An 18,941-nucleotide genomic window follows, 5' to 3' on the forward strand; every position below is an offset into this window, starting at 1 on the left:
GTGGAGGCGGTCCGGGATTTCGATTCCGGGCCGCTCCCGGCGCCGGCCCTTCGGGCGGCGCTGCCAGACCCAGCTTGCGGCCCGGAATCGAAATCCCTCCCCGCCTCTACGCTGGGAGTAGTCCCGTTGGTGAAGGAAAGTAGAGGAATCTCATGGTTGACGCAGCTCGCGCCGCGAAAATGGCGGACCGCATCCAGGTCATCGTTGCCAAGACACTCGAGCGAGGGCTCAAAGATCCTCGCATGGGGTTTGTCACCATCACCGACGTCAAGGTGACGGGGGACCTGCAGCACGCTTCGGTCTTCTACACCGTGTACGGCACCGACGAGGAGCGCCTCGACAGCGCCGCTGCGCTGAAATCGGCCACCGGAATGCTGCGCAGCGAACTGGGCAAGAACCTCACGGCTCGTCTCACCCCGAGCCTCGAGTTCATCCCCGATGGGATCCCGGAGAACGCCGCCCTCATCGAGTCACTGCTGGCCGAGGCCGCAGCGCGCGACGCGGCGGTGGAGACGCAGAAGAAGACGGCGACGTACGCCGGCGACGAAGATCCTTATGTCAAGCCGAGGGCCATCATCGAGGATGAGGACAACTTCGATGACGAGGACGAGGCCGAGTCACTTAAGTAGTCGCGACAGCACGCGGTCGGCGAGAGGTTTGCCGCCCGTCTGGCACGTTGCGCAGTACTCGAGACTGGAGTCGGCGAAGCGCACCTGGCGCACGACGTCTCCGCAGACCGGGCATTGCTGCCCTGCTCTGCCGTGAACCTGCAGGTGCGATTTCTTCTCCTGCTTGAGCTCTGACGGCGCGAGACCATCCGCGCGCGCGATGGCGTCCCTCAGAGTGGACTGGATCGCGGCATAGAGGCGGGAAACCTCGCCTGGACCCATCGATGCCGGCGCAAACGGCGACATCCGGGCCGTGTGCAGAATCTCGTCGGAGTACGCGTTGCCGATGCCGGCGATGATGGCCTGGTTGCGCAGCAAGCCCTTGATCTGCGTACGGCCGGCGCCCGCCAGGATGCCTGCAAGAACACTCTCGGTAAAATCCGGGCCGAGCGGATCCGGGCCAAGGCTCGCGACTCTGGGGACCTCGGCCGCATCCCGCACGAGGTGGATCGCGAGCGATTTCTTCGTCCCGGCCTCCGTGATGTCGACGCCGGAGCCGTCGTCAAGCACAAGCCGAGCGGCCAGTGGGCCCCGCCCAGGCGCCGTGGACGGCTTCGGTGCGGAGTCGCGCCAGCGGATCCAGCCAGCGCGGGCCAGATGAATGAGCAGATGAAGCCTGTCGTGGTCGACACCGTCGAAGGCGATGTCGAGATATTTTCCGTGGCGGGTGATGGGCCCGACCGTGCGCCCGGCGAGGCTGGAGACCTGCGGGTCGAACGTCTTCAGTGCGGCGAACGAGACCACGTCGAAGCTGGCCACCACCCGCCCAGACAGACGCGGGCTGAGGTCATTCACGAGTGCATGCACCTCGGGAAGTTCCGGCATGTTCCCCAGTGTGCGCGGCACAGCCGTCATCCGTCCACCCCGCCTGCCGCCCCGTCCGCCCTCTCCCCATTGGAAATTCAGGAAATCGCGCCGGGAACAACTCCCTCACGCGCGTCTGGCGAGCTTCCCGACGCGGTTTCCTGAATTTCCATCGGAATGCGCGCGGGAATGCGTCAGGGCAGCTCGTAGGCGCCGAGCCCGTCGGCGACCACGAGGCCGTCGGCCCGAAGGCTGGCGAGGGCGCGCGCGAGTTGCGTCGCATCCGGCCACAGGCCCTCGATCTCACTGTCGGAGACCGGGATGTCGCTCCCGCGGAGCTCGGCAAGGATGAGCCCGCGCACTTGACGGTCACTGCCACCGAACGCCGCCTGGACCGCAGCGCGCGGTCCGCTGTACGCGGGATAGCCGGCGGCGCGCCAAGCGCAGCTGTCGGCGATCGGGCAGTCGGCACACTTGGGCGCGCGTGCCGTGCACACCAGGGCGCCCAGTTCCATCATCCCCGCGTTGAAGAGGCGGGCGGCGGCCTCGTCACGGGGGAGCAGGGTCTCCATGGCTGCGAGGTCCCTGCGGGTCGATGCCGGCCCCGCCTCGCCCTGGCCGAGAACGGCTCGCGCGATCACCCGCCGCACGTTGGTGTCGACCACAGGATGCCGCAGGCCGAACGCGAACGCGGCGACGGCCCGCGCTGTGTAGTCACCGATGCCCGGCAACGTCAGCAGTTTCTCAACCTCGGAAGGAACCTCGCCGCCGTGCTCCTCGGTGATGACCACCGCCGCGGCGTGCAGCCGCAGTGCGCGACGCGGATATCCGAGCCGCTCCCAGGCGCGAACGGCGTCACCGGGAGGCGATGAGGCGAGCGCGGTCGGGGTCGGCCACCGCTCAAGCCACTGCTCCAGTCGCGGAATGACGCGTGCCACCGGAGTCTGCTGCAGCATGATTTCGCTGACGAGGATGCCCCACGCCCCGAATCCCTCGCGCCGCCATGGCAGGTCGCGCTGGTTGTCGAGAAACCAGTCATTCACGGCGCCGGCGATGCTCACTCGGCAAACCTAGACTGGATGCCATGGCAGAGCCAATCCCGCTTCCTTCGGCGGCGACCGCGCGCCGCGACCTGCTCGACTCGCTGTCAGATGAGTTCCTTCACAACTACGGCAGGGGCCGGACGCTGTTGGCGATCGACGGCACCGCCGGTGCCGGCACGTCGACGTTCGCCGATGCGCTTGCGACGCGAATGGGCAGGGGTGGGCATTCGGTCTTTCGCGCATCCATCGACCACTTCCGTCGTTCCCACGAAGCCAGCACCGCGCGCGCGGCCGATTCTGTCGACGGCTTCTACCGTGACTCGTTCGACTACGACCTGTTTCGCCGCGTGCTGGTCGGTCCGTTCAGGCTGGGTGGCAGCACCGGCTTTGTCACGGCGGCGTTCGATGTGGAACGCGACGCCCCGGTCGAGATGAAGTGGCAGACCGGGCCGAGGGATGCCACGCTGATCGTCGACGGGGCCTTCCTGAATCGCCCAGAGCTGCGGGGCCTGTGGAACTTCTCGGTCTGGCTCGAGTCGGGTGTTGGCTCCAGCAACAACCCGCAGATCGAGGGGGCACATGCCCTGTACTCTGCCGAGTCCAGCCCGCGAACACGGGCGACCGCGATCGTCGATAACTCGATTCCTGAGCTGCCCCGCAGGGTTTTTGCGGACAGCTGCTAGCTACGACGGCTGCTGGCTGCGTTCGACGACCTGAGCGGGCGAGAGAAACACACCGCTCGACTCGACGTCGTGCACCATGGCGGTCAGCGCAGCGTTGATGGGTGCGGTGCGCCCGAGCGCCTTCGCCGCGTTCACGACCGCACCGTTGAGATAGTCAATTTCGGTGGGCTGCCCCCGCCGGATGCTTTGCAGGGTGGACCCAGGGTTGGGGGTCGCCCCGACGCGTGCACTCATGAGCATCGGCAGCAGCTGTCCGAGCCACAGCGGCAGGTGTGAGAAGAGGCGAAGCCCCCGGCGGGAGAGCCCCTGAAGCTTCTCGAATCGCACGCCACTCGTTCCCGCGACGCGCACATTTTCACGCATGCTCGCGGTCATGATGCGCCTCAGCTGGGGATTCTTGATCACCGCCTGCACGCTCAGCCCGGTGATCGCCGGCAGCGCATTGACCTGGTTGATCACGAGCTTGGTCCACTGGGCGCCCACGAAGTTGGCCACCACCGTGGTCGGCATCACCTCGGCGAGGATCTTGGCCGCGTAGCGCGCTGGCACATCGCTGACACCTGCCGCCACGCCGAGATAGGTCGGGCCGGCCGTGGTGACGCAGATCTCGCCGGGGGTCAGGTACGAGGTTGCGAAGGTTGCAAGCCCACCGACGATGTCTGAGCGCGGGGATGCCTTCCGGGCGGTGGCCATGCCCTCGAGGCCGTTCTGAATCACGACGACGGGAACGCCACGCAGCATCCTGGAATTGGCGGCAATGGCCGCTGGCGCATCCTGGGCCTTGGTGGCCACGATGACCAGTTCGGCGCCGCGTGTCATCAACTCATTCGCGAGAACCATGGCGGTGTAGTCGCCCCAGGCGCCCGTCAGTCGAATGCCGCCTTCTCGAATCGCATCCAGATTGTCGCCGCGCGCCGTCACCTCAACGTCGTGGCCGGCTCGTGCGAGCATGGCAGCAATCGCTCCGCCAACGGCCCCGGATCCGATGACGGCTACTCTCATCCTCAGATCCTAGGCGGCCGCACACCCCGGCGGTGACGCAGCAACCAGACGGTAACCTGAACGGGTGATGTTCATCGCCGCGGAGAACGCGTGAAACCGCCCAGCAATCCCACCAGTGGCATCGTTCTGGTCGACAAACCGCAGGGCATCACCAGCCACGACGTGGTGGCCCGTGCCAGGAAGTCGATCGGCACCCGCAAGGTCGGCCATGCGGGAACGCTCGACCCGATGGCGACGGGCCTGCTGGTGCTCGGTGTTAACAACTCCACGAGGCTGCTGACCTGGGTGGTCGGACTCGACAAGGAATACACCGCCACCATCCGATTGGGGGCAGACTCGAACACCGATGACGCGGACGGTCAGGTCGGCGAGCCGGTGGATGCCGCGACCCTCGCCGCGGTCACCGACACCGAGATCGCGTCCGGTGTGCTCGCCCTTACCGGGCCTATCCTGCAGCGGCCGAGCTCGGTGAGCGCCATCAAGGTGGGCGGTAAGCGCGCGTACGCGCTGGCCAGGGAGGGCGAGGAGGTTGTGCTCGCCGAAAGGCCGGTCACCATCGGCGCGTTCGAGGTGATCGCCACGAGGCGGGGGGAGTGGCTCGATCTGGATGTCCGGGTGGAATGCTCCACTGGGACGTACATCCGGGCCCTCGCGCGCGATCTTGGTGCCGCACTCGGTGTGGGCGGGCATCTCACGGCGCTGCGCAGAACGCGCATCGGTCCCTTCACCGTGGGGGAGGCATCCGGTATCGAGGCCGACCTTGCCCAGACGATGCTCGACCCCGCTGAGGTCGCCTCTGCCCTCTTCGACCGCGCTGACCTGACGGCTCAGGAGGCAATCGACCTGGCGCATGGCAAGCGGATTTCGCTGAGCGTCGACTCGCCAGGGCCGATCGCGGCGGTGTCTCCGGAAGGCCGGCTCATCGGTCTAGTGGAGAACATCGACGGCAGGGCACACGTGCTCGTCAACTTCCCACCAGACCTCCCCCCGGCGGCGACAGAGACGGCGAGCGAATGATCGAGTGGTTCGAGAACGTGCAGGTCGCCGTGGCGATCATTGTGGGGCTGGGGTGTATCGTGCTCGGCCTGGCCGGTCGCACCCCCAACGACTACACCCTGGGCGCGACCCTGCTGGTGGGAATCCTGTTGATCGCCCAACTCGTTGTCTCCCTCGTGGCGCCCGCCACCGGCAATTTACCTACCGGCAGCGGGCTCGAATTCTGGGTCTATCTCGTGTCTGCGGTGCTCATTCCACCGGCCGCGATCGTGTGGGCCCTGATCGACCGAAACCGCTGGAGCACCGTCATTCTCGGGGTGGCCTGTCTCGCCGTCGCCGTCATGCTGGTCAGGATGGGCCAGATCTGGTTCGTGCAGGTCGCGTGAGCGAGAGCGTGGGCGTCTTTCGCCTAAAGTTGAGTCGATATGGCTAACAACGGATCTTCTCGCGCGGTCGGGGTAGGGCGGGTACTCATCGCCGTTTACGCGATCCTCGCGCTCGCGGCAACGGCTCGGTCGTTCGTTCAGATCGTCGGGAAATTCGACGTTGCACCGATCGCCTACCTGTTGAGTGCGTTGGCTGGCCTCGTCTACATCCTCGCAACCGTGGCGCTGCTGCGAAAAGGTGACACCTGGTATCGCATCGCCTGGATCACCATCATTTTCGAACTCGTGGGCGTGCTCCTGGTGGGCACGCTGAGCGTCATCGACCCCGTGCTCTTCCCGGCAGATACGGTGTGGTCGTTCTTCGGCCGGGGCTACCTCTTCATCCCCCTCGTCCTTCCGATCCTCGGGATGCTCTGGTTGTACCGATTGCGTCCGGTGGACACCGTCCCGAGTGCCCAGAGCTGAGATGCAAACCTTCTTTTCCTCGGCGGACATCCCGGCGAATTTTGGGCCGAGTGCGGTGACGATCGGCAAGTTCGACGGCATGCACCTCGGTCACCGCGCTGTGGTGGCAAAGCTGCTCACTCTCGCCCACGAACGAGGCCTTACCGGCACGGTCCTGACTTTCGATCGCAACCCGCTCAGTCTGCTTCGCCCCGAGGCGTGCCCCCCGGCGGTGGCGAGTAATGCCCAGAAGGTTGAATCGCTGGCGGCTGCCGGTGTGGATGCGACGTGGCTCGCCACGTTCGACGAGAAGTTCAGCGCGATGCCGGCATCAGAATTCATGCAGCGGATTCTCGTTGACGCACTTCACGCATCGCTCGTGCTGGTCGGAAACGACTTCAGGTTCGGGCATGGTGGCACGGGCACGGCGGATACCCTGAGGGAATTCGGCCGTACACACGGGATCGACGTGATGGTCATCGACGACATTGACTACGACGGGTCTCGCCGGGTGTCGTCCACCGCTGTGCGCGAGCTCATTCTTGCTGGCAGGGTCGCGGAGGCGGCCCAGCTGCTCGGTGCGCTCCACAGCGTCCGGGCTGTCGTTGTTCACGGCGCCCAACGCGGTCGAGCGCTCGGATATCCGACCGCCAACCTGGCCCGTCAGATCGAGGGCCTGGTGCCCGCTGACGGTGTGTACGCGGCCTGGCTCACCGTCGGTGGCAACACGTACCCGGCGGCGGTATCTGTTGGCAACAACCCCACGTTCGATGGGGTGCCCGAGAAGCAGGTCGAGGCGTACGCGCTCGACGTTGACGTCGACATGTACGACCAAATCGCCGAGATCTCGTTTGTTGAGTTTGTGCGCGGCATGCTCAAGTTCGACGACGTGGCCGAACTCATCGACCGCATGGCGGACGACGAACTACACGTCAGGTCAGTGCTCGGGGTGGCCCCGAGGCGCTGAGCCCGGGATCAGCCTTTCAGCAGCTTGTTCAGCGGTACCTTCACGCCGTTCTTGATGTCGTCGATGACGTTGGCCGGGATCTTGTCGACGAGGGGCAGATTGAGACCCTTCGCCCAGTTCGCGATGTTGTCGAGGATGTCGTCGGTGGGCAGTCCCTTCAGCTTCGGTTGAACCTGCTCCCACAGGGGCTGTGCCGCAGCCATGTCGAGGCCCTTGCCGGACAGGAGTCCGCCTGCCATGTCGCCGATACCGCCCAGGTCGAATCCAGCCATAGTTCACTCTTCCTCGCTGGCCGACCGAAGTGCCGGCACGCCCCATCGTAGACTCGGACGGTGACGACATCGCTTGCCCGCCCGTTGTGGCTGGGCAGGACGGCAGCAGTCATCGGAATCATCCTGCTGGCCCTCAACCTGCGTACGGCAGTGGCGGTTCTTGCCCCGATTCTTTCCCTGGTGTCCGACGACATCCCGCTCGGCAGCACCGGAATCGGACTGCTCGGCATGCTCGCGCCACTCGCGTTCGCGGCATCCGGATTCATCACTCCCATGATCGCGAGACGCATCGGTCTTGAGGCCACGCTGGTCGTTGCCTGTACCGGGATGGTTCTTGGCCCGATCGTGCGCGCCACAGCTTTCTCGTACCCCATGCTCGTCGCCGGAAGTGTGCTGGTCATGGCGGGTATGGGGTTTGCGAATATCCTGTTGCCCCCTGTGATCAGGAAATACTTCCCGGATCGGGTTGGGCTATTCACGGGTATCTACGTGACGCTCATGGCGGTGAGCGCCTCCGTTCCCCCGTTGATCGCGGCGCCGATGGCGGCATCGTTCGGCTGGCGACCTGCCGTGGGTGTGTGGGCGCTGCTGGCCGTGGGGGCACTCGTGCCGTGGCTCGTCGTTCTGGCCCAGCACCGGGGCACCAACCGGCGTGCGGAGGCAGAGGGCCCTCTGTCTGTTGCAGAGCCAGCGCTTCTCGGGCAGATGCGTCACTCCGCCGTCGCCCGGGCCCTCGCTTTAGCGTTCGCAATTACGGCTCTCAACGTCTACGCGATGTTTGCGTGGCTGCCCGAAATTCTTGTCAGCACTGCCAGCTCCACCCCAGCGCAGGCCGGGGCGCTCCTGGCGTTGTTTGGGATTATGGGGCTTCCGCTTGGCCTGATCGCGCCAGTGCTGGTCGCACGCGTGAAGAACGTTGCGTGGGTGCTGCTCGGGGCTGCTGGCTGCTTTGTCTCGGGATATCTCGGGCTCCTGCTCGCCCCTGCGACGGTGACCTGGCTCTGGGTCGCCCTGATCGGCGCTGGGCCGATCGTGTTCCCTCTCAGCCTCCTGCTCATCAACATGCGCACGCGATCACACGAGGGCTCGATCGCGCTGAGCGGTTTTGTGCAGGGGATCGCCTACGGGGTTGCGGCTCTGGGGCCACTGCTGATCGGACTCATCCACGACCTGACACACAGCTGGGTGCTCCCGCTGATCTTCCTCTGCGTGACGACACTGTTCACACTGGTCTCGGCTATCGCGTTAGCGCGGCCGAGGATGGTCGAGGACGAGTTGGAAGCCCGGGGCCGTTAGGCGACGAGATCGGAGCGATGGATGAGTGCGGCTGCGCCGATGAGCGGGCCCTCCCCGGACAGGCCGGAGGGAATAACCCGCACCTTCGCCACGAAGGGGAACGGCGACCGTAGCGCGATGGCCTCCCGGATGTAGTCGAAAATATCGGGGGTGACGTGCGAAAAGCCCCCGCCGATCGCCACGAGGTCGAGGTCGACCAGTGCCGTGGATGACGCGATGGCCTGCCCGATGGCGCGCCCTGAGCGCGCGACCGCCGCAACGGCGATGGGGTCGCCGGCGGCATAGCTGACGGCAAGGTCTTCGCCCGAAGTGCCCTCCCAGCCCTGGCGCCTGGCCCAGGCCGTCGTGCTGGGTCCTGACGCGATCGCCTCGACACAGCCGGTGCCACCGCACAGGCAGGGATCATCGAAACCGCCGACCTCGACGTGTCCGATGTGTCCGGCGTTTCCGGTCGGGCCCGCGATTGCCCGGCCGCCGAGGATGAGCCCCCCGCCGATGCCCGTAGAGACGACCATCCCCATCAGGTTCGATTCGCCCTGGCCTGCCCCTACCCAGTGTTCGGCGAGAGCAATACATTCGCCGTCCATCCGCAGGGTCACGGGCACACCGGGAACGAGGGCCGCGATCTGGTCGCGAAGTGGGTAGTCGCGCCAGTGTGGGAGGTTGAGGGGCGACACCAACCCATGCGCCACCGTGATCGGCCCTGCGCTGCCGACGCCGACGCCGATGAGAGTCGCGCCATCCGGAAGCGTGGCGACCGACTGAAGCACCACGGTCTCTGCGCTCGCGGCGAGTTGTTCGCTCGATGATCCGTTTCCGGTGGGTGCCCGGAATCGGCTGCCGGGAAGTACTGCGCCGCTCGGATCGACGAGTGCTGCCTCGATCTTGGTGCCCCCGAGATCGACACCGAGCGCGAAGACGCCGGCGCTCATGACCCTGCTCCGGCGGGTGCGACCATTCCGGCGATCCAGGTGGCGATGTAGAACGCGGCGATGATGACGATGACCCCGCCAAGCGGCCACCAGAAGGTGAGTCTCTTACGTATCAGCGACACAATGACCATGCCGACGGCCAGAAAATAGCTGAGAATCGTCACGGCCATCAGGGCAAAGACCGTGATGGAAAGCACCGTGGCATTGCACTGAATTCCCTCGAATGGTCCCCTGCCGCAGCCGGCGGTCAGGCCGTTGTACAGGGTCGCGTAACCGAGCACGATCAGGGCAAGCACCGCTCCGAAGGCGAGCAGGACGACCGACACGACGATATCGATGACGACCCGCGGTGCAGCGCGGCGGGGGGCGTCTGGGGAGGCATTCACCCCGACAGCATAGGGCTTGAAGGGCACGCGCCGCCCGTCCATCCAACGGTCGGTAGGGAGCCGTAGGCTCAGGGAGTGACCACATCGAGCATGCGTTTCGAGCGAATCTACGAGTTCGCCCCCAGTATCGTCTGGGACGCGCTCGTGGATGCTGACTTGGTGTCGGGCTGGCTTGCCGAGGCGTCGATCACCCCGCAGGCCGGCGGTGAATTCACTTTGCACTGGCTGACCAGAGACCCGCCGACTGTGAGTGTGGGGTGGATCACCCGCTTCGAGCCGTTCGCGCAACTCGAGGTCACCGGCCGAGACAGCGAAACCATGCTGTTCAGTCTTATCGAGGTCACCGGCGGCAGCAGGGGCACAAGTACAGCGTTGACCGTTGACGTTGCGTCGCCCATCGAACCGGCTTTCGCCTCAAGAACGCCGGCCGACTGGCACACCAGTCTCGACTACCTCGCCGGTCTGCTTCGCGGGCATCCCGCCGACTGGCAGAGCCTGCGTATTAACCCTGCCGCTGCCTCTTCGGCGCGCCCCGATGGGGTCGAGAGCGACCCGGCCGAAACCAAGCCCCGGACGCGCCGTCATCCACATGGGTAGAATTACCGGGTGAACGCAACGACGCAGGGTCTCCCAGCCCAGACCTTCCAGGCGAAGGCACTGGCTCCAGCCGAACGGGCGCTCAGCATGATCGGTGGCGATCTGACTGAGAAGAGCCTGAGGCTACATCTCGAAGGGCTCGCTGGCGTCGACGCCGTCGGCCTCGAACAGCGAGCAGCGGCTCTGGGCACCCGATCCATCAAGACCACGTCGAAGGCCTGGGCCCTCGACACCATCATCGAGCTCATCGACCTGACGACCCTCGAGGGTGCTGACACCCCAGGAAAAGTCAGATCGCTGGTGGCAAAGGCCGTCAACCCCGACCCATCGGATGCCACGACCCCCAGGGTCGCGGCCGTCTGCGTCTACGGCGACATGGTCCCTCACGCGGTCCAGGCCCTCGGCGGCGCCTGGTCGCGCGGCACCGACAACGGAATCAACGTGGCCGCGGTGGCGACGGCGTTCCCCAGCGGACGCTCGTCGCTCGCGATCAAGATCGCAGACACGTCTGAGGCCGTCGCCGCCGGAGCCGACGAAATCGACATGGTCATCGACCGCGGCGCATTTCTCTCCGGCAACTTCGGCCTGGTCTTCGACCAGATCGTGGCGGTAAAGGAGGCGTGCCGCCGCGCAGACGGAACCTATGCGCACCTCAAGGTGATTCTCGAGACCGGCGAACTGAACACCTACGACAACGTGCGCAGGGCTTCCTGGCTCGCCATCCTCGCGGGCGGAGACTTCATCAAGACCTCGACGGGGAAGGTGGCGCCCGCCGCGACCCTGCCCGTCACCCTGCTGATGCTCGAGGTCGTGCGCGACTGGCACCGCCTCACCGGGGAACGGATCGGGGTGAAGCCCGCCGGCGGCATCCGCACCTCGAAAGACGCGATCAAGTACCTGGTGACCGTCGCCGAAACCGTTGGCGAGGAGTGGCTGACCCCGCACCTCTTCAGGTTCGGGGCATCCAGCCTTCTCAATGACGTTCTGCTGCAGCGACAGAAACTGACCACCGGCCGTTACTCGGGCCCCGACTACGTGACGATGGACTGACGATGACCGACGTGAACCCCCAATCAGCAAGCCGTTTTCTGGACTACGCCCCGGCGCCGGAATCGACGAGCATCCTGCATCTGAAGCCGAGCTACGGACTCTTCATCAACGGAGAGTTCGTTGACGGGCACGGTGACAGCTTCCAGACGATCTCGCCGGCGACCGAAAAGACGATTGCCGAGATCTCGAACGCGGACTCTTCCGACGTGGATGCCGCGGTTGCCGCCGCGCGCTCGGCATACACGCGCACCTGGAGCAAGTTGTCTGGCGCCGACCGCGGAAAGTACCTGTTCCGCATCGCGCGGCTCGTGCAGGAGCGCGCGCGAGAGCTAGCGGTCGCCGAGAGTCTCGACAACGGAAAGCCGATTAAAGAGTCGCGCGACGTTGATGTGCCGCTCGTCGCTGCCTGGTTCTTCTACTACGCGGGATGGGCCGACAAGCTCGACTACGCCGGACTCGGGCCGAATCCCCGGGCTCTCGGGGTTGCAGCACAGGTGATTCCGTGGAACTTCCCGCTGCTGATGCTGGCGTGGAAAGTGGCCCCCGCGCTGGCGGCAGGTAACACCGTGGTGATCAAGCCTGCAGAGACGACCCCGCTGTCTGCGCTCATCTTCGCCGAGATTCTCCAGCAGGCAGACCTGCCCGCGGGAGTCGTGAACATCATCACGGGCGCCGGAGACACCGGCGAGGCCCTCGTCAATCATCCCGACGTCAACAAGGTCGCCTTCACCGGTTCCACCGCTGTCGGGCGCGCTATCGCGAAGTCGGTTGCCGGCACCGGCAAGAAGGTCACGCTCGAACTGGGCGGAAAAGCCGCAAACATCGTCTTCGATGACGCCCCCATCGACCAGGCTGTCGAAGGAATCGTCAACGGGATCTTCTTCAACCAGGGTCACGTCTGTTGCGCAGGCTCGCGACTTCTCGTGCAGGAGAACATCCACGACGAGGTCGTCGACCGGCTGAAGTCGCGCCTGATGACTTTGCGTCTGGGCGACCCGCTCGACAAGAACACCGACATCGGTGCGATCAACTCCCGTGAGCAGCTCGAACGCATCCGGGAGCTCAGCGATATCGGTGAGAAGGAGGGCGCCGACCGCTGGACTGCTCCGTGCGCTATTCCCGAGAACGGTTTCTGGTTTGCGCCGACCATTTTCGACAACGTCTCCACGTCGTCGACGATCGCCAGGGAAGAAGTGTTCGGGCCAGTGTTGAGCGTGCTCACCTTCCGCACTCCGGCCGAAGCTATCGCCAAGGCGAACAACACGCCGTACGGACTTTCCGCTGGTATCTGGAGCGACAAGGGATCGAAGATCCTGGCCGTGGCAGACGGCCTTCGTGCCGGTGTGATCTGGGCGAACACCTTCAACCGTTTCGATCCAGCCAGCCCGTTCGGCGGATTCAAAGAGAGTGGCTACGGTCGCGAGGGCGGTCGACACGGACTCGCTGCCTACCTTGAGAGTGCAGGCTGGGGTTCCCCCGCCGCAGGCTCCACCACCGTCTCAACGACCAGGAAGCAGGCCAGCGCGTGACCCGGCTCGCGGTACCCAAAACATACAAGCTCTACATCGGCGGTAAATTTCCGCGCAGCGAGAGCGGCCGCACCTACGAGGTGTCGACGAAAGACGGCGCTTTCCTGGCGAACGCGTCGCTTGCCAGTCGCAAAGATGCTCGGGATGCCGTCGTCGCGGCCCGAGCTGCCTTCCCGGGTTGGTCGGCTGCCACTGGCTACAACCGTGGGCAGGTTCTGTACCGCATCGCGGAATTGCTCGAGGGGCGTCGCGACCAGTTCGTTGACGAACTCGTCGCCACCGAATCGCTGACGAAGTCCGCGGCGACCAGCCAGGTCGATACCGCCATCGACGCATGGATCTGGTACGCGGGCTGGGCAGACAAGTACGTGCAGGTTGCCGGCAACGCCAATGCGGTCAGTGGGCCGTACTTCAACATGTCAACGCCGGAGCCCACCGGAGTGGTGGCTATCGTTGCGCCCCAGTCTGGCAACGCGCTGCTGGGGCTGGCGAGTGTTATCGCACCGGCGATCCTGACGGGCAACACCGTTGTGGTCGTCGCCAGCCAGGCCGCGCCGCTAGCCGCCATCAGCCTCGCCGAGGTTCTCGCGACAAGTGACGTTCCCGGGGGAGTGGTGAACATCCTGACCGGTTCTCCGGCCGAGATTGCACCGTGGCTTGCTGGGCACGCTGACGTGAACGCGATTGACCTCGCTGGGGCAGAGCTGCTCCACTGGGTCGATCTTCAGGTCATCGCAGCGGACACTCTCAAGCGAGTGCTCGCGCCCGTCAATGGAGCTCCAGCCCCCTCGCTCGAGCGGGTGGTCGCTTTCACCGAGACCAAGACTGTCTGGCACACGAAGTCACTCATCTAGACCGGACGGCGGAGCCGCAGGCGTGCGGCGCTGTCAAGGCCCAGCCGTCTCACGGGCTTCGTCCCTAAGCTGGATTCATGCGAATCCTCGTCACGGGATCTACGGGTTACATCGGTGGGCGCCTCGCGCCGCGGTTGGTTGAGGCCGGCCACGACGTCAGGGTTCTGGTGCGTGACCCGCTCAAATTGCGGGATGCGCCGTGGGCCGCTGACGTCGATGTGATGACGGGTGACCTCACAAATTCGGATGATGTGGCGCAGGCGGTCGATGGCATCGAGGTGCTCTACTACCTCGTGCACGCGATGGGTTCTCGCGGCGACTTCGAACAGACCGAACTCACCGTCGCTCATACCGTCGCGGATGCGGCTGCCGCCGCCGGTGTGAAGCGCATCGTCTATCTGGGTGGTCTGCACCCCGACGTGCCGGTCGACACTCTGAGTCGACACCTGCGCAGCCGGGAGAAGGTGGGCAGGGTGCTGCTCGAGTCCGGCGTACCCACGATCGCTTTCCAGGCGGGAGTGGTTATCGGGTCTGGTTCGGCGTCGTTCGAAATGATTCGCCACCTCACCGAGGTGTTGCCGTACATGCCGGCACCCAAGTGGGTGCGCAACTTCATCCAGCCCATCGCGGTGCGGGACGTGCTGCACTATCTCACCGAGGCCGCAGTCGTTGCGACAGAGGTGAACCGCACGTTCGACATCGGCGGGCCTGACGTGCTGCGATACGGGCAGATGATGAACGGCTACGCCCTCGAGGCCGGACTGCATCAGCGCCCGATCGCCAGCCTGCCGGTGCTCACGCCATGGTTGGCCTCCCAGTGGGTGAATCTGGTCACTCCGATTCCCCGGGCGCTCGCTGTGCCGATCATCGAGTCGCTGCAGTTCGACTGCGTGGTGAGCGAGACAGACATCCGGGCTCTCATTCCCGACCCGGAGGGCGGTCTCACCGGATACCGGGCGGCCGTGCGTCTCGCGCTGGCAAAAATGAAGGATGGTGAGGTCGAGACCTCGTGGCAGAACTCCACGGTCGCGGGCGCGCCGAGCAACCTCATCCCGAGCGACCCGGACTGGTCGGGCCACACGGTGTACGTCGACCTGCGCGAGCAGCATTCGGCGGCCCCGGTAGAGCGACTCTGGGAGGTGGTTGAGGGCATCGGCGGCGAGAATGGCTGGTACTCCTTCCCTCTCGGCTGGGCACTGCGTGGCTGGGCGGACAAGCTGGTGGGCGGCGTCGGTTTGCGTCGCGGTCGTCGACACCCCTCAACGCTCGCGGTGGGCGAGGCGCTCGACTTCTGGCGGGTGGAGACCCTGGAGCGAGGTCACTTCCTGCGACTTCGGGCCGAGATGAAAGTTCCCGGACTCGCCTGGCTTGAGATGACGACAACGGCCGATCCTGCCGGCGGCAGCACGTACCGCCAACGTGCGGTGTTCTTCCCGAGCGGTCTCGGTGGCCGGCTGTACTGGTTCGCTATTCTTCCGTTCCACGGCGTCATCTTCAGCGGCATGGCCAACCGCATCACCGCGGCCGCAGCCACTGCCGTCGACGCTGCCGAGGGCAGTCCTGTCGAGGCCGACGTGGCGCGCTAGTTTGGGAGTGTGAACTCAGCTACAGAACCCAGGGCGACGAACGCTGTTGTCATCGTCGGCAGCGCCAATATCGATCAGGTTCTGAGGGTCGCAAGAATTCCCTCGCCGGGCGAGACGGTCATGTCGGCCGGACTATCGATCGCGCGCGGGGGTAAGGGTCAGAATCAGGCGGTCGCCGCGGCGCGAGCCGGTGCATCCACCGTCCTGATTGCGGCGATCGGCGACGACGAGTTTGGGCGACGCACCAGGGACGGGCTTGCCGACGACGGGGTCGATCTCACGCTCCTGCGAACTGTTGCTGCACCCACCGGAACAGCCCTGATCGCTGTCGACGACAACGGTGAGAACACGATCATCGTCGAAGCCGGCGCCAATTCTCATCTGACCGGGCTCACCGAGGCAGACATCCTCGCCCTGACTCACGCAGATGCGCTCATCCTGCAGCTGGAGATCCCGCTTGAGACGGTGGAGGCAGCTGCCAGCGCCGCCCACGCCGGCGGCACCACCGTCATCCTGAATGCCGCTCCCATCAGGGATTTGCCCCGTGAATTGCTCGACGACGTCGATATTCTCGTGGTGAACGAACACGAGGCCGCCTATCTCGCGGGCAGCGGCAGTGTGAGCGACCTTGCCCGGGCGGTGATCGTCACGCTGGGTGCCGAAGGAGCCGTGCTGCACCAGCGCGGGTCTGCCGACATCAGCGTGCCGGCCCCGAAGGTTGCTGCTGTGGATGCCACGGGCGCAGGCGACACGTTCTGCGGGGCGCTCGCCGCCTCGCTCGCAGAAGGGGTGGGCCTCGAGAATGCACTTCGTTTCGCCGTCGCGGCCGCGTCGCTGTCGGTCCAGCACCCCGGCGCGGTGCCGTCGATCCCTCGCAGGGCGGCTATCGATCACGCTCTCTCGACTGGCAACCGACAGCCGTAGGCCCCATGATGGAGTTGAGACGGACGTGAACCTCTCTGATCGGAACACAGCTCATGACCGACGAATCATTCATTGAATCCCGCCCCAGCATCGCTTTCGTGGGTGACAGCCTCACCGAGGGCGGACGATGGGCCGACTGGTTCCCCGACCGGAACACCCACAATCTTGGCATCGGGGGAAACACCACGGATGACGTGGTCGCGCGACTCGACTCGATCATCGAGCTGAGGCCGGAAGCCGTGGCGCTGCTCATCGGAACCAATGACCTCGGAACTCGCAAGTCTGTGGAACACCTGGTGCGCAACATCGAGTTCGTGCTGGTCACCCTGCGGCGCGCGCTGCCCGGCACCAGGATGCTCGTGCAGTCGATCATGCCGAGAGGCCGGGAGTTCTCAGCCCAGATCCAGGATGCCAATCGTCACCTGCGCCAGTTTGCTCCGTCGGTCAAGGCGCAATACCTCGACCTGTGGCCTGCGTTCTCCCAGGAAGACGGCGAGCTCGATCCCGCGCTTTCGGACGACAAGCTTCACCTCAACGACGAAGGATACGAGCGCTGGCTCAGCGAACTTCGACCCGCTCTGGAGCGCCTCGACGACGCCCCACCGATGAGTCGCCCCATCACGATCATCCGGCCTCAGGGCTGACGGTCGACGTCACAGCGACGCGATGAGCGCCTTGTAGAACTCGATTCCACGGAGGTAGGTCGCAACGTGCATACGCTCGTTTCGGGCGTGGAGGGTTTCGCGCTGCTCTGATGTCAGCTCGAACGGCGTGAATCGGTAGATGCCGCGGCTGATGCCGCTGAAGTGCCTGCTGTCTGTCGCGCCGTTCTGAACGTACGGGGTTACGACGGTGCCCGGATACACCTTCTCGATCGTCGACCGCACCAGTTCCCACGAAATGCCGGAGACGAGGGAGACCGGCGACGGTTCCTCCGCCGTGACGACCTCGACGCGCACAGCGTCGTCGGCAATCGAGCTCACGACATGCCTGACCGCGTCGTCCACGGTTGATCCCACCGCGACGCGAACGTTTACGGTGGCAGTGGCTCGTTCGGCGAGCGCATTGACGGCCTGGCCCGCTTCCAGCATGGTCACTGCCTGTGTCGTGCGGACCATGGCGTTGGTTTCGTCCCCCTGGCGAGCAAAGATCGGCAGGAGGAGCGGCTTCGTGAAGCGTATATTCCGGAACAGGAATCCGATGAATCCGTTCGCGTACGCTCCGAGTGTCCGGAACATGTCGATGGTGACCGGGTTGAAGGACGCGGGGAACGGCCGGTTGTTGAGCCTGACGATTGCCTCGGAGAGCCGAGCGGTTGCACTCAACTTCGGGGGAGTCGAGGCGTGCCCACCCTGCTGGTCAACGACGAGCCGCAGCACCGTGCTGCCCTTCTCCGTCACGCCGACAACGGCCACGGGCGCGGTGACGCCGGGAAATGCTCCCTCGACAATCGCGCCGCCCTCGTCGAGCACGAGCGCGGGCCGGACGCCACGGCTCTCGAGCAGCCCGGCCATAGCCCTGGCGCCGTTGCCGCTGGTCTCCTCGTTGTGACCGAACGCCAGGTAGATGTCTTGTGCGGGCTGCATTCCAGCCTCTATCTGAGCTTCGACGGCCTCCAGAATGCCGACGACGGCGCCCTTGTCGTCGATCGTGCCGCGACCCCAGATCAGTTGATCGTCACCCTTGCCGCTGAGCTCCGCGGCGAAGGGTGGATGCTTCCAGCCGAAGTCGGTCGCAGCGACGACGTCGTAGTGACCCATGAGCACGCTCGGCTCGGTCGACGAGCGACCGGGCCAGCGAAACAACAGGGAGTACCCCTCCACGATCTCGCGGTCGAGTTTGCGATGCACGAGCGGGAAGAGTTCCTGGAGCTGCGCCAGGAATTGGTCGAAATGCTCCCACTCCACCTCGTCCTCGTTCAGCCGGGAGATGGTCGGAATGCGCAGCAGCGCCTGGAATCGGGCAATCGCTGCATCATGAGGCATGTTCTGACTCTAACCAGATGCCCGCCTCCACAACTATTCGGGACGTCGTCCGGTGATCGACACACTCGGCTGATCGGTAGAATCGCCGGGTGAGCGCACACTATCCCTCCGATGCGCGCCGGACCGCCCTCGTGCCAGCCCTGCTCGGCACGATAGCCCTTCTCATCGGAAGCGCCCTGATCACCAGCGACTCGTTCACGGTCATCCGCTTCATCGTGAGTATCTTCGCGCTGATAGTCGCGGTGTTCGCGTGGCAGGCGGCCCAGTGGTGGTGGATCATCGGTCTCGCGCCGATCGCGGTGCTGTGGAATCCGGTGCTCCCGATCGACCTGGGGGCGCCTGAACTCTGGCTGGGATTGCAGTTCGTCGCTGCCGCCATTTTCATTGCAGCGGGCATTCGAATCAAGGTTTCAGGCAAAACAGCATAGAGTGGGTGTAACGCTCGCCTGGCCCACCAATCGCATCGCGACTGGGTCTGGATTACTCGGTAGGCGCCGTCGTCGGATCGTTCGATCCACGAGACTCGCACACGCAGAG

General features: G+C 65.2%; 22 protein-coding genes. 15 read left to right on the forward strand and 7 right to left on the reverse strand.

Annotated elements, in window-relative coordinates; all coding sequences use genetic code 11:
• The first annotated feature begins 152 nt into the window (after window positions 1–152).
• The gene (rbfA, locus tag QMG83_RS05795) at window positions 153–629 is read left to right on the forward strand and encodes a 30S ribosome-binding factor RbfA (RefSeq protein ID WP_283504382.1); all 477 of its coding nucleotides are present in this window, start codon (window positions 153–155) and stop codon (window positions 627–629) included.
• Here rbfA and QMG83_RS05800 read toward each other — a convergent pair.
• A complete protein-coding gene (locus QMG83_RS05800) occupies window positions 618–1,493 on the reverse strand; it encodes an Fpg/Nei family DNA glycosylase (protein WP_283504542.1) in 876 nt (291 codons plus the stop codon). The genes rbfA and QMG83_RS05800 overlap by 12 nt on opposite strands.
• A gap of 173 nt (window positions 1,494–1,666) precedes the next feature.
• Window positions 1,667–2,533, reverse strand: coding sequence for an iron-sulfur binding domain-containing protein (locus tag QMG83_RS05805; protein ID WP_283504383.1), 867 nt, complete (start codon window positions 2,531–2,533; stop codon window positions 1,667–1,669).
• A gap of 23 nt (window positions 2,534–2,556) precedes the next feature.
• Here QMG83_RS05805 and QMG83_RS05810 point away from each other — a divergent pair, with 23 nt between their 5' ends.
• Window positions 2,557–3,198, forward strand: coding sequence for a nucleoside/nucleotide kinase family protein (locus QMG83_RS05810; protein ID WP_283504384.1), 642 nt, complete (start codon window positions 2,557–2,559; stop codon window positions 3,196–3,198).
• On the opposite strand, the gene QMG83_RS05815 is transcribed toward QMG83_RS05810, so the two are convergent.
• On the reverse strand, window positions 3,199–4,200 hold the full coding sequence (locus QMG83_RS05815; RefSeq protein ID WP_283504385.1) for a ketopantoate reductase family protein: 1,002 nt from the start codon (window positions 4,198–4,200) through the stop codon (window positions 3,199–3,201).
• Between the two features lie 90 nt (window positions 4,201–4,290).
• Here QMG83_RS05815 and truB point away from each other — a divergent pair, with 90 nt between their 5' ends.
• From truB to QMG83_RS05835, 4 genes are read left to right on the forward strand one after another with little or no spacing between them, the layout of a single operon-like run.
• A complete protein-coding gene (gene truB / locus QMG83_RS05820; protein WP_283504386.1) occupies window positions 4,291–5,217 on the forward strand; it encodes a tRNA pseudouridine(55) synthase TruB in 927 nt (308 codons plus the stop codon).
• Window positions 5,214–5,582: a hypothetical protein gene (locus QMG83_RS05825; protein ID WP_283504387.1), complete on the forward strand. Its 369-nt coding sequence runs from the start codon at window positions 5,214–5,216 to the stop codon at window positions 5,580–5,582. Before truB ends, QMG83_RS05825 begins: the two co-directional genes overlap by 4 nt.
• Window positions 5,583–5,621: 39 nt before the next feature.
• Window positions 5,622–6,047, forward strand: a complete 426-nt coding sequence (locus QMG83_RS05830; RefSeq protein WP_283504388.1) for a hypothetical protein — start codon at window positions 5,622–5,624, stop codon at window positions 6,045–6,047.
• A 1-nt stretch (window position 6,048) separates the two neighbouring features.
• Window positions 6,049–6,993 carry a bifunctional riboflavin kinase/FAD synthetase gene (locus QMG83_RS05835; protein WP_283504389.1) on the forward strand — a complete coding sequence of 315 codons (945 nt, stop codon included), beginning with the start codon at window positions 6,049–6,051 and terminating at the stop codon, window positions 6,991–6,993.
• 8 nt (window positions 6,994–7,001) lie between these two features.
• Here QMG83_RS05835 and QMG83_RS05840 read toward each other — a convergent pair whose 3' ends face one another.
• On the reverse strand, window positions 7,002–7,265 hold the full coding sequence (locus tag QMG83_RS05840; protein WP_283504390.1) for a hypothetical protein: 264 nt from the start codon (window positions 7,263–7,265) through the stop codon (window positions 7,002–7,004).
• A 60-nt stretch (window positions 7,266–7,325) separates the two neighbouring features.
• Here QMG83_RS05840 and QMG83_RS05845 point away from each other — a divergent pair, with 60 nt between their 5' ends.
• On the forward strand, window positions 7,326–8,561 hold the full coding sequence (locus QMG83_RS05845; RefSeq protein WP_283504391.1) for an MFS transporter: 1,236 nt from the start codon (window positions 7,326–7,328) through the stop codon (window positions 8,559–8,561).
• On the opposite strand, the gene QMG83_RS05850 is transcribed toward QMG83_RS05845, so the two are convergent.
• Window positions 8,558–9,493, reverse strand: coding sequence for an ROK family protein (locus QMG83_RS05850; protein WP_283504392.1), 936 nt, complete (start codon window positions 9,491–9,493; stop codon window positions 8,558–8,560). The two genes, QMG83_RS05845 and QMG83_RS05850, sit on opposite strands and share 4 nt — an antisense overlap.
• Window positions 9,490–9,879 (reverse strand): DUF6264 family protein, encoded by a 390-nt coding sequence (locus tag QMG83_RS05855; protein WP_283504393.1) that lies wholly within the window; start codon window positions 9,877–9,879, stop codon window positions 9,490–9,492. The genes QMG83_RS05850 and QMG83_RS05855 overlap by 4 nt, the downstream gene beginning before the upstream one ends.
• Before the next feature lie 75 nt (window positions 9,880–9,954).
• On the opposite strand from QMG83_RS05855, the gene QMG83_RS05860 reads away from it, so the two are divergent.
• From QMG83_RS05860 to QMG83_RS05890, 7 genes are all read left to right on the forward strand, one after another.
• The gene (locus QMG83_RS05860; RefSeq protein WP_283504394.1) at window positions 9,955–10,476 is read left to right on the forward strand and encodes an SRPBCC domain-containing protein; all 522 of its coding nucleotides are present in this window, start codon (window positions 9,955–9,957) and stop codon (window positions 10,474–10,476) included.
• 87 nt (window positions 10,477–10,563) lie between these two features.
• Window positions 10,564–11,526 (forward strand): deoxyribose-phosphate aldolase, encoded by a 963-nt coding sequence (gene deoC, locus QMG83_RS05865; protein WP_283504543.1) that lies wholly within the window; start codon window positions 10,564–10,566, stop codon window positions 11,524–11,526.
• Window positions 11,527–11,528: 2 nt separating this feature from the next.
• Window positions 11,529–13,055 carry an aldehyde dehydrogenase family protein gene (locus QMG83_RS05870; protein WP_283504395.1) on the forward strand — a complete coding sequence of 509 codons (1,527 nt, stop codon included), beginning with the start codon at window positions 11,529–11,531 and terminating at the stop codon, window positions 13,053–13,055.
• Complete coding sequence (locus QMG83_RS05875) at window positions 13,052–13,909, forward strand: aldehyde dehydrogenase family protein (RefSeq protein WP_283504396.1); 858 nt, start codon at window positions 13,052–13,054, stop codon at window positions 13,907–13,909. Before QMG83_RS05870 ends, QMG83_RS05875 begins: the two co-directional genes overlap by 4 nt.
• Before the next feature lie 77 nt (window positions 13,910–13,986).
• Complete coding sequence (locus QMG83_RS05880; RefSeq protein WP_283504397.1) at window positions 13,987–15,495, forward strand: SDR family oxidoreductase; 1,509 nt, start codon at window positions 13,987–13,989, stop codon at window positions 15,493–15,495.
• A 9-nt stretch (window positions 15,496–15,504) separates the two neighbouring features.
• Window positions 15,505–16,419, forward strand: coding sequence for a ribokinase (locus tag QMG83_RS05885; RefSeq protein ID WP_283504398.1), 915 nt, complete (start codon window positions 15,505–15,507; stop codon window positions 16,417–16,419).
• 53 nt (window positions 16,420–16,472) lie between these two features.
• The gene (locus QMG83_RS05890; protein WP_283504399.1) at window positions 16,473–17,063 is read left to right on the forward strand and encodes a GDSL-type esterase/lipase family protein; all 591 of its coding nucleotides are present in this window, start codon (window positions 16,473–16,475) and stop codon (window positions 17,061–17,063) included.
• Between the two features lie 9 nt (window positions 17,064–17,072).
• Here QMG83_RS05890 and QMG83_RS05895 read toward each other — a convergent pair whose 3' ends face one another.
• Window positions 17,073–18,404 carry a M20/M25/M40 family metallo-hydrolase gene (locus tag QMG83_RS05895; RefSeq protein WP_283504400.1) on the reverse strand — a complete coding sequence of 444 codons (1,332 nt, stop codon included), beginning with the start codon at window positions 18,402–18,404 and terminating at the stop codon, window positions 17,073–17,075.
• An 89-nt stretch (window positions 18,405–18,493) separates the two neighbouring features.
• Between QMG83_RS05895 and QMG83_RS05900 the strand changes: the two genes are divergently transcribed.
• Complete coding sequence (locus tag QMG83_RS05900) at window positions 18,494–18,832, forward strand: DUF6804 family protein (protein ID WP_283504401.1); 339 nt, start codon at window positions 18,494–18,496, stop codon at window positions 18,830–18,832.
• Window positions 18,833–18,941 lie beyond the last annotated feature (109 nt).

Source organism: Salinibacterium sp. G-O1, assembly GCF_030063305.1.
GTDB lineage: Bacteria > Actinomycetota > Actinomycetes > Actinomycetales > Microbacteriaceae > Rhodoglobus.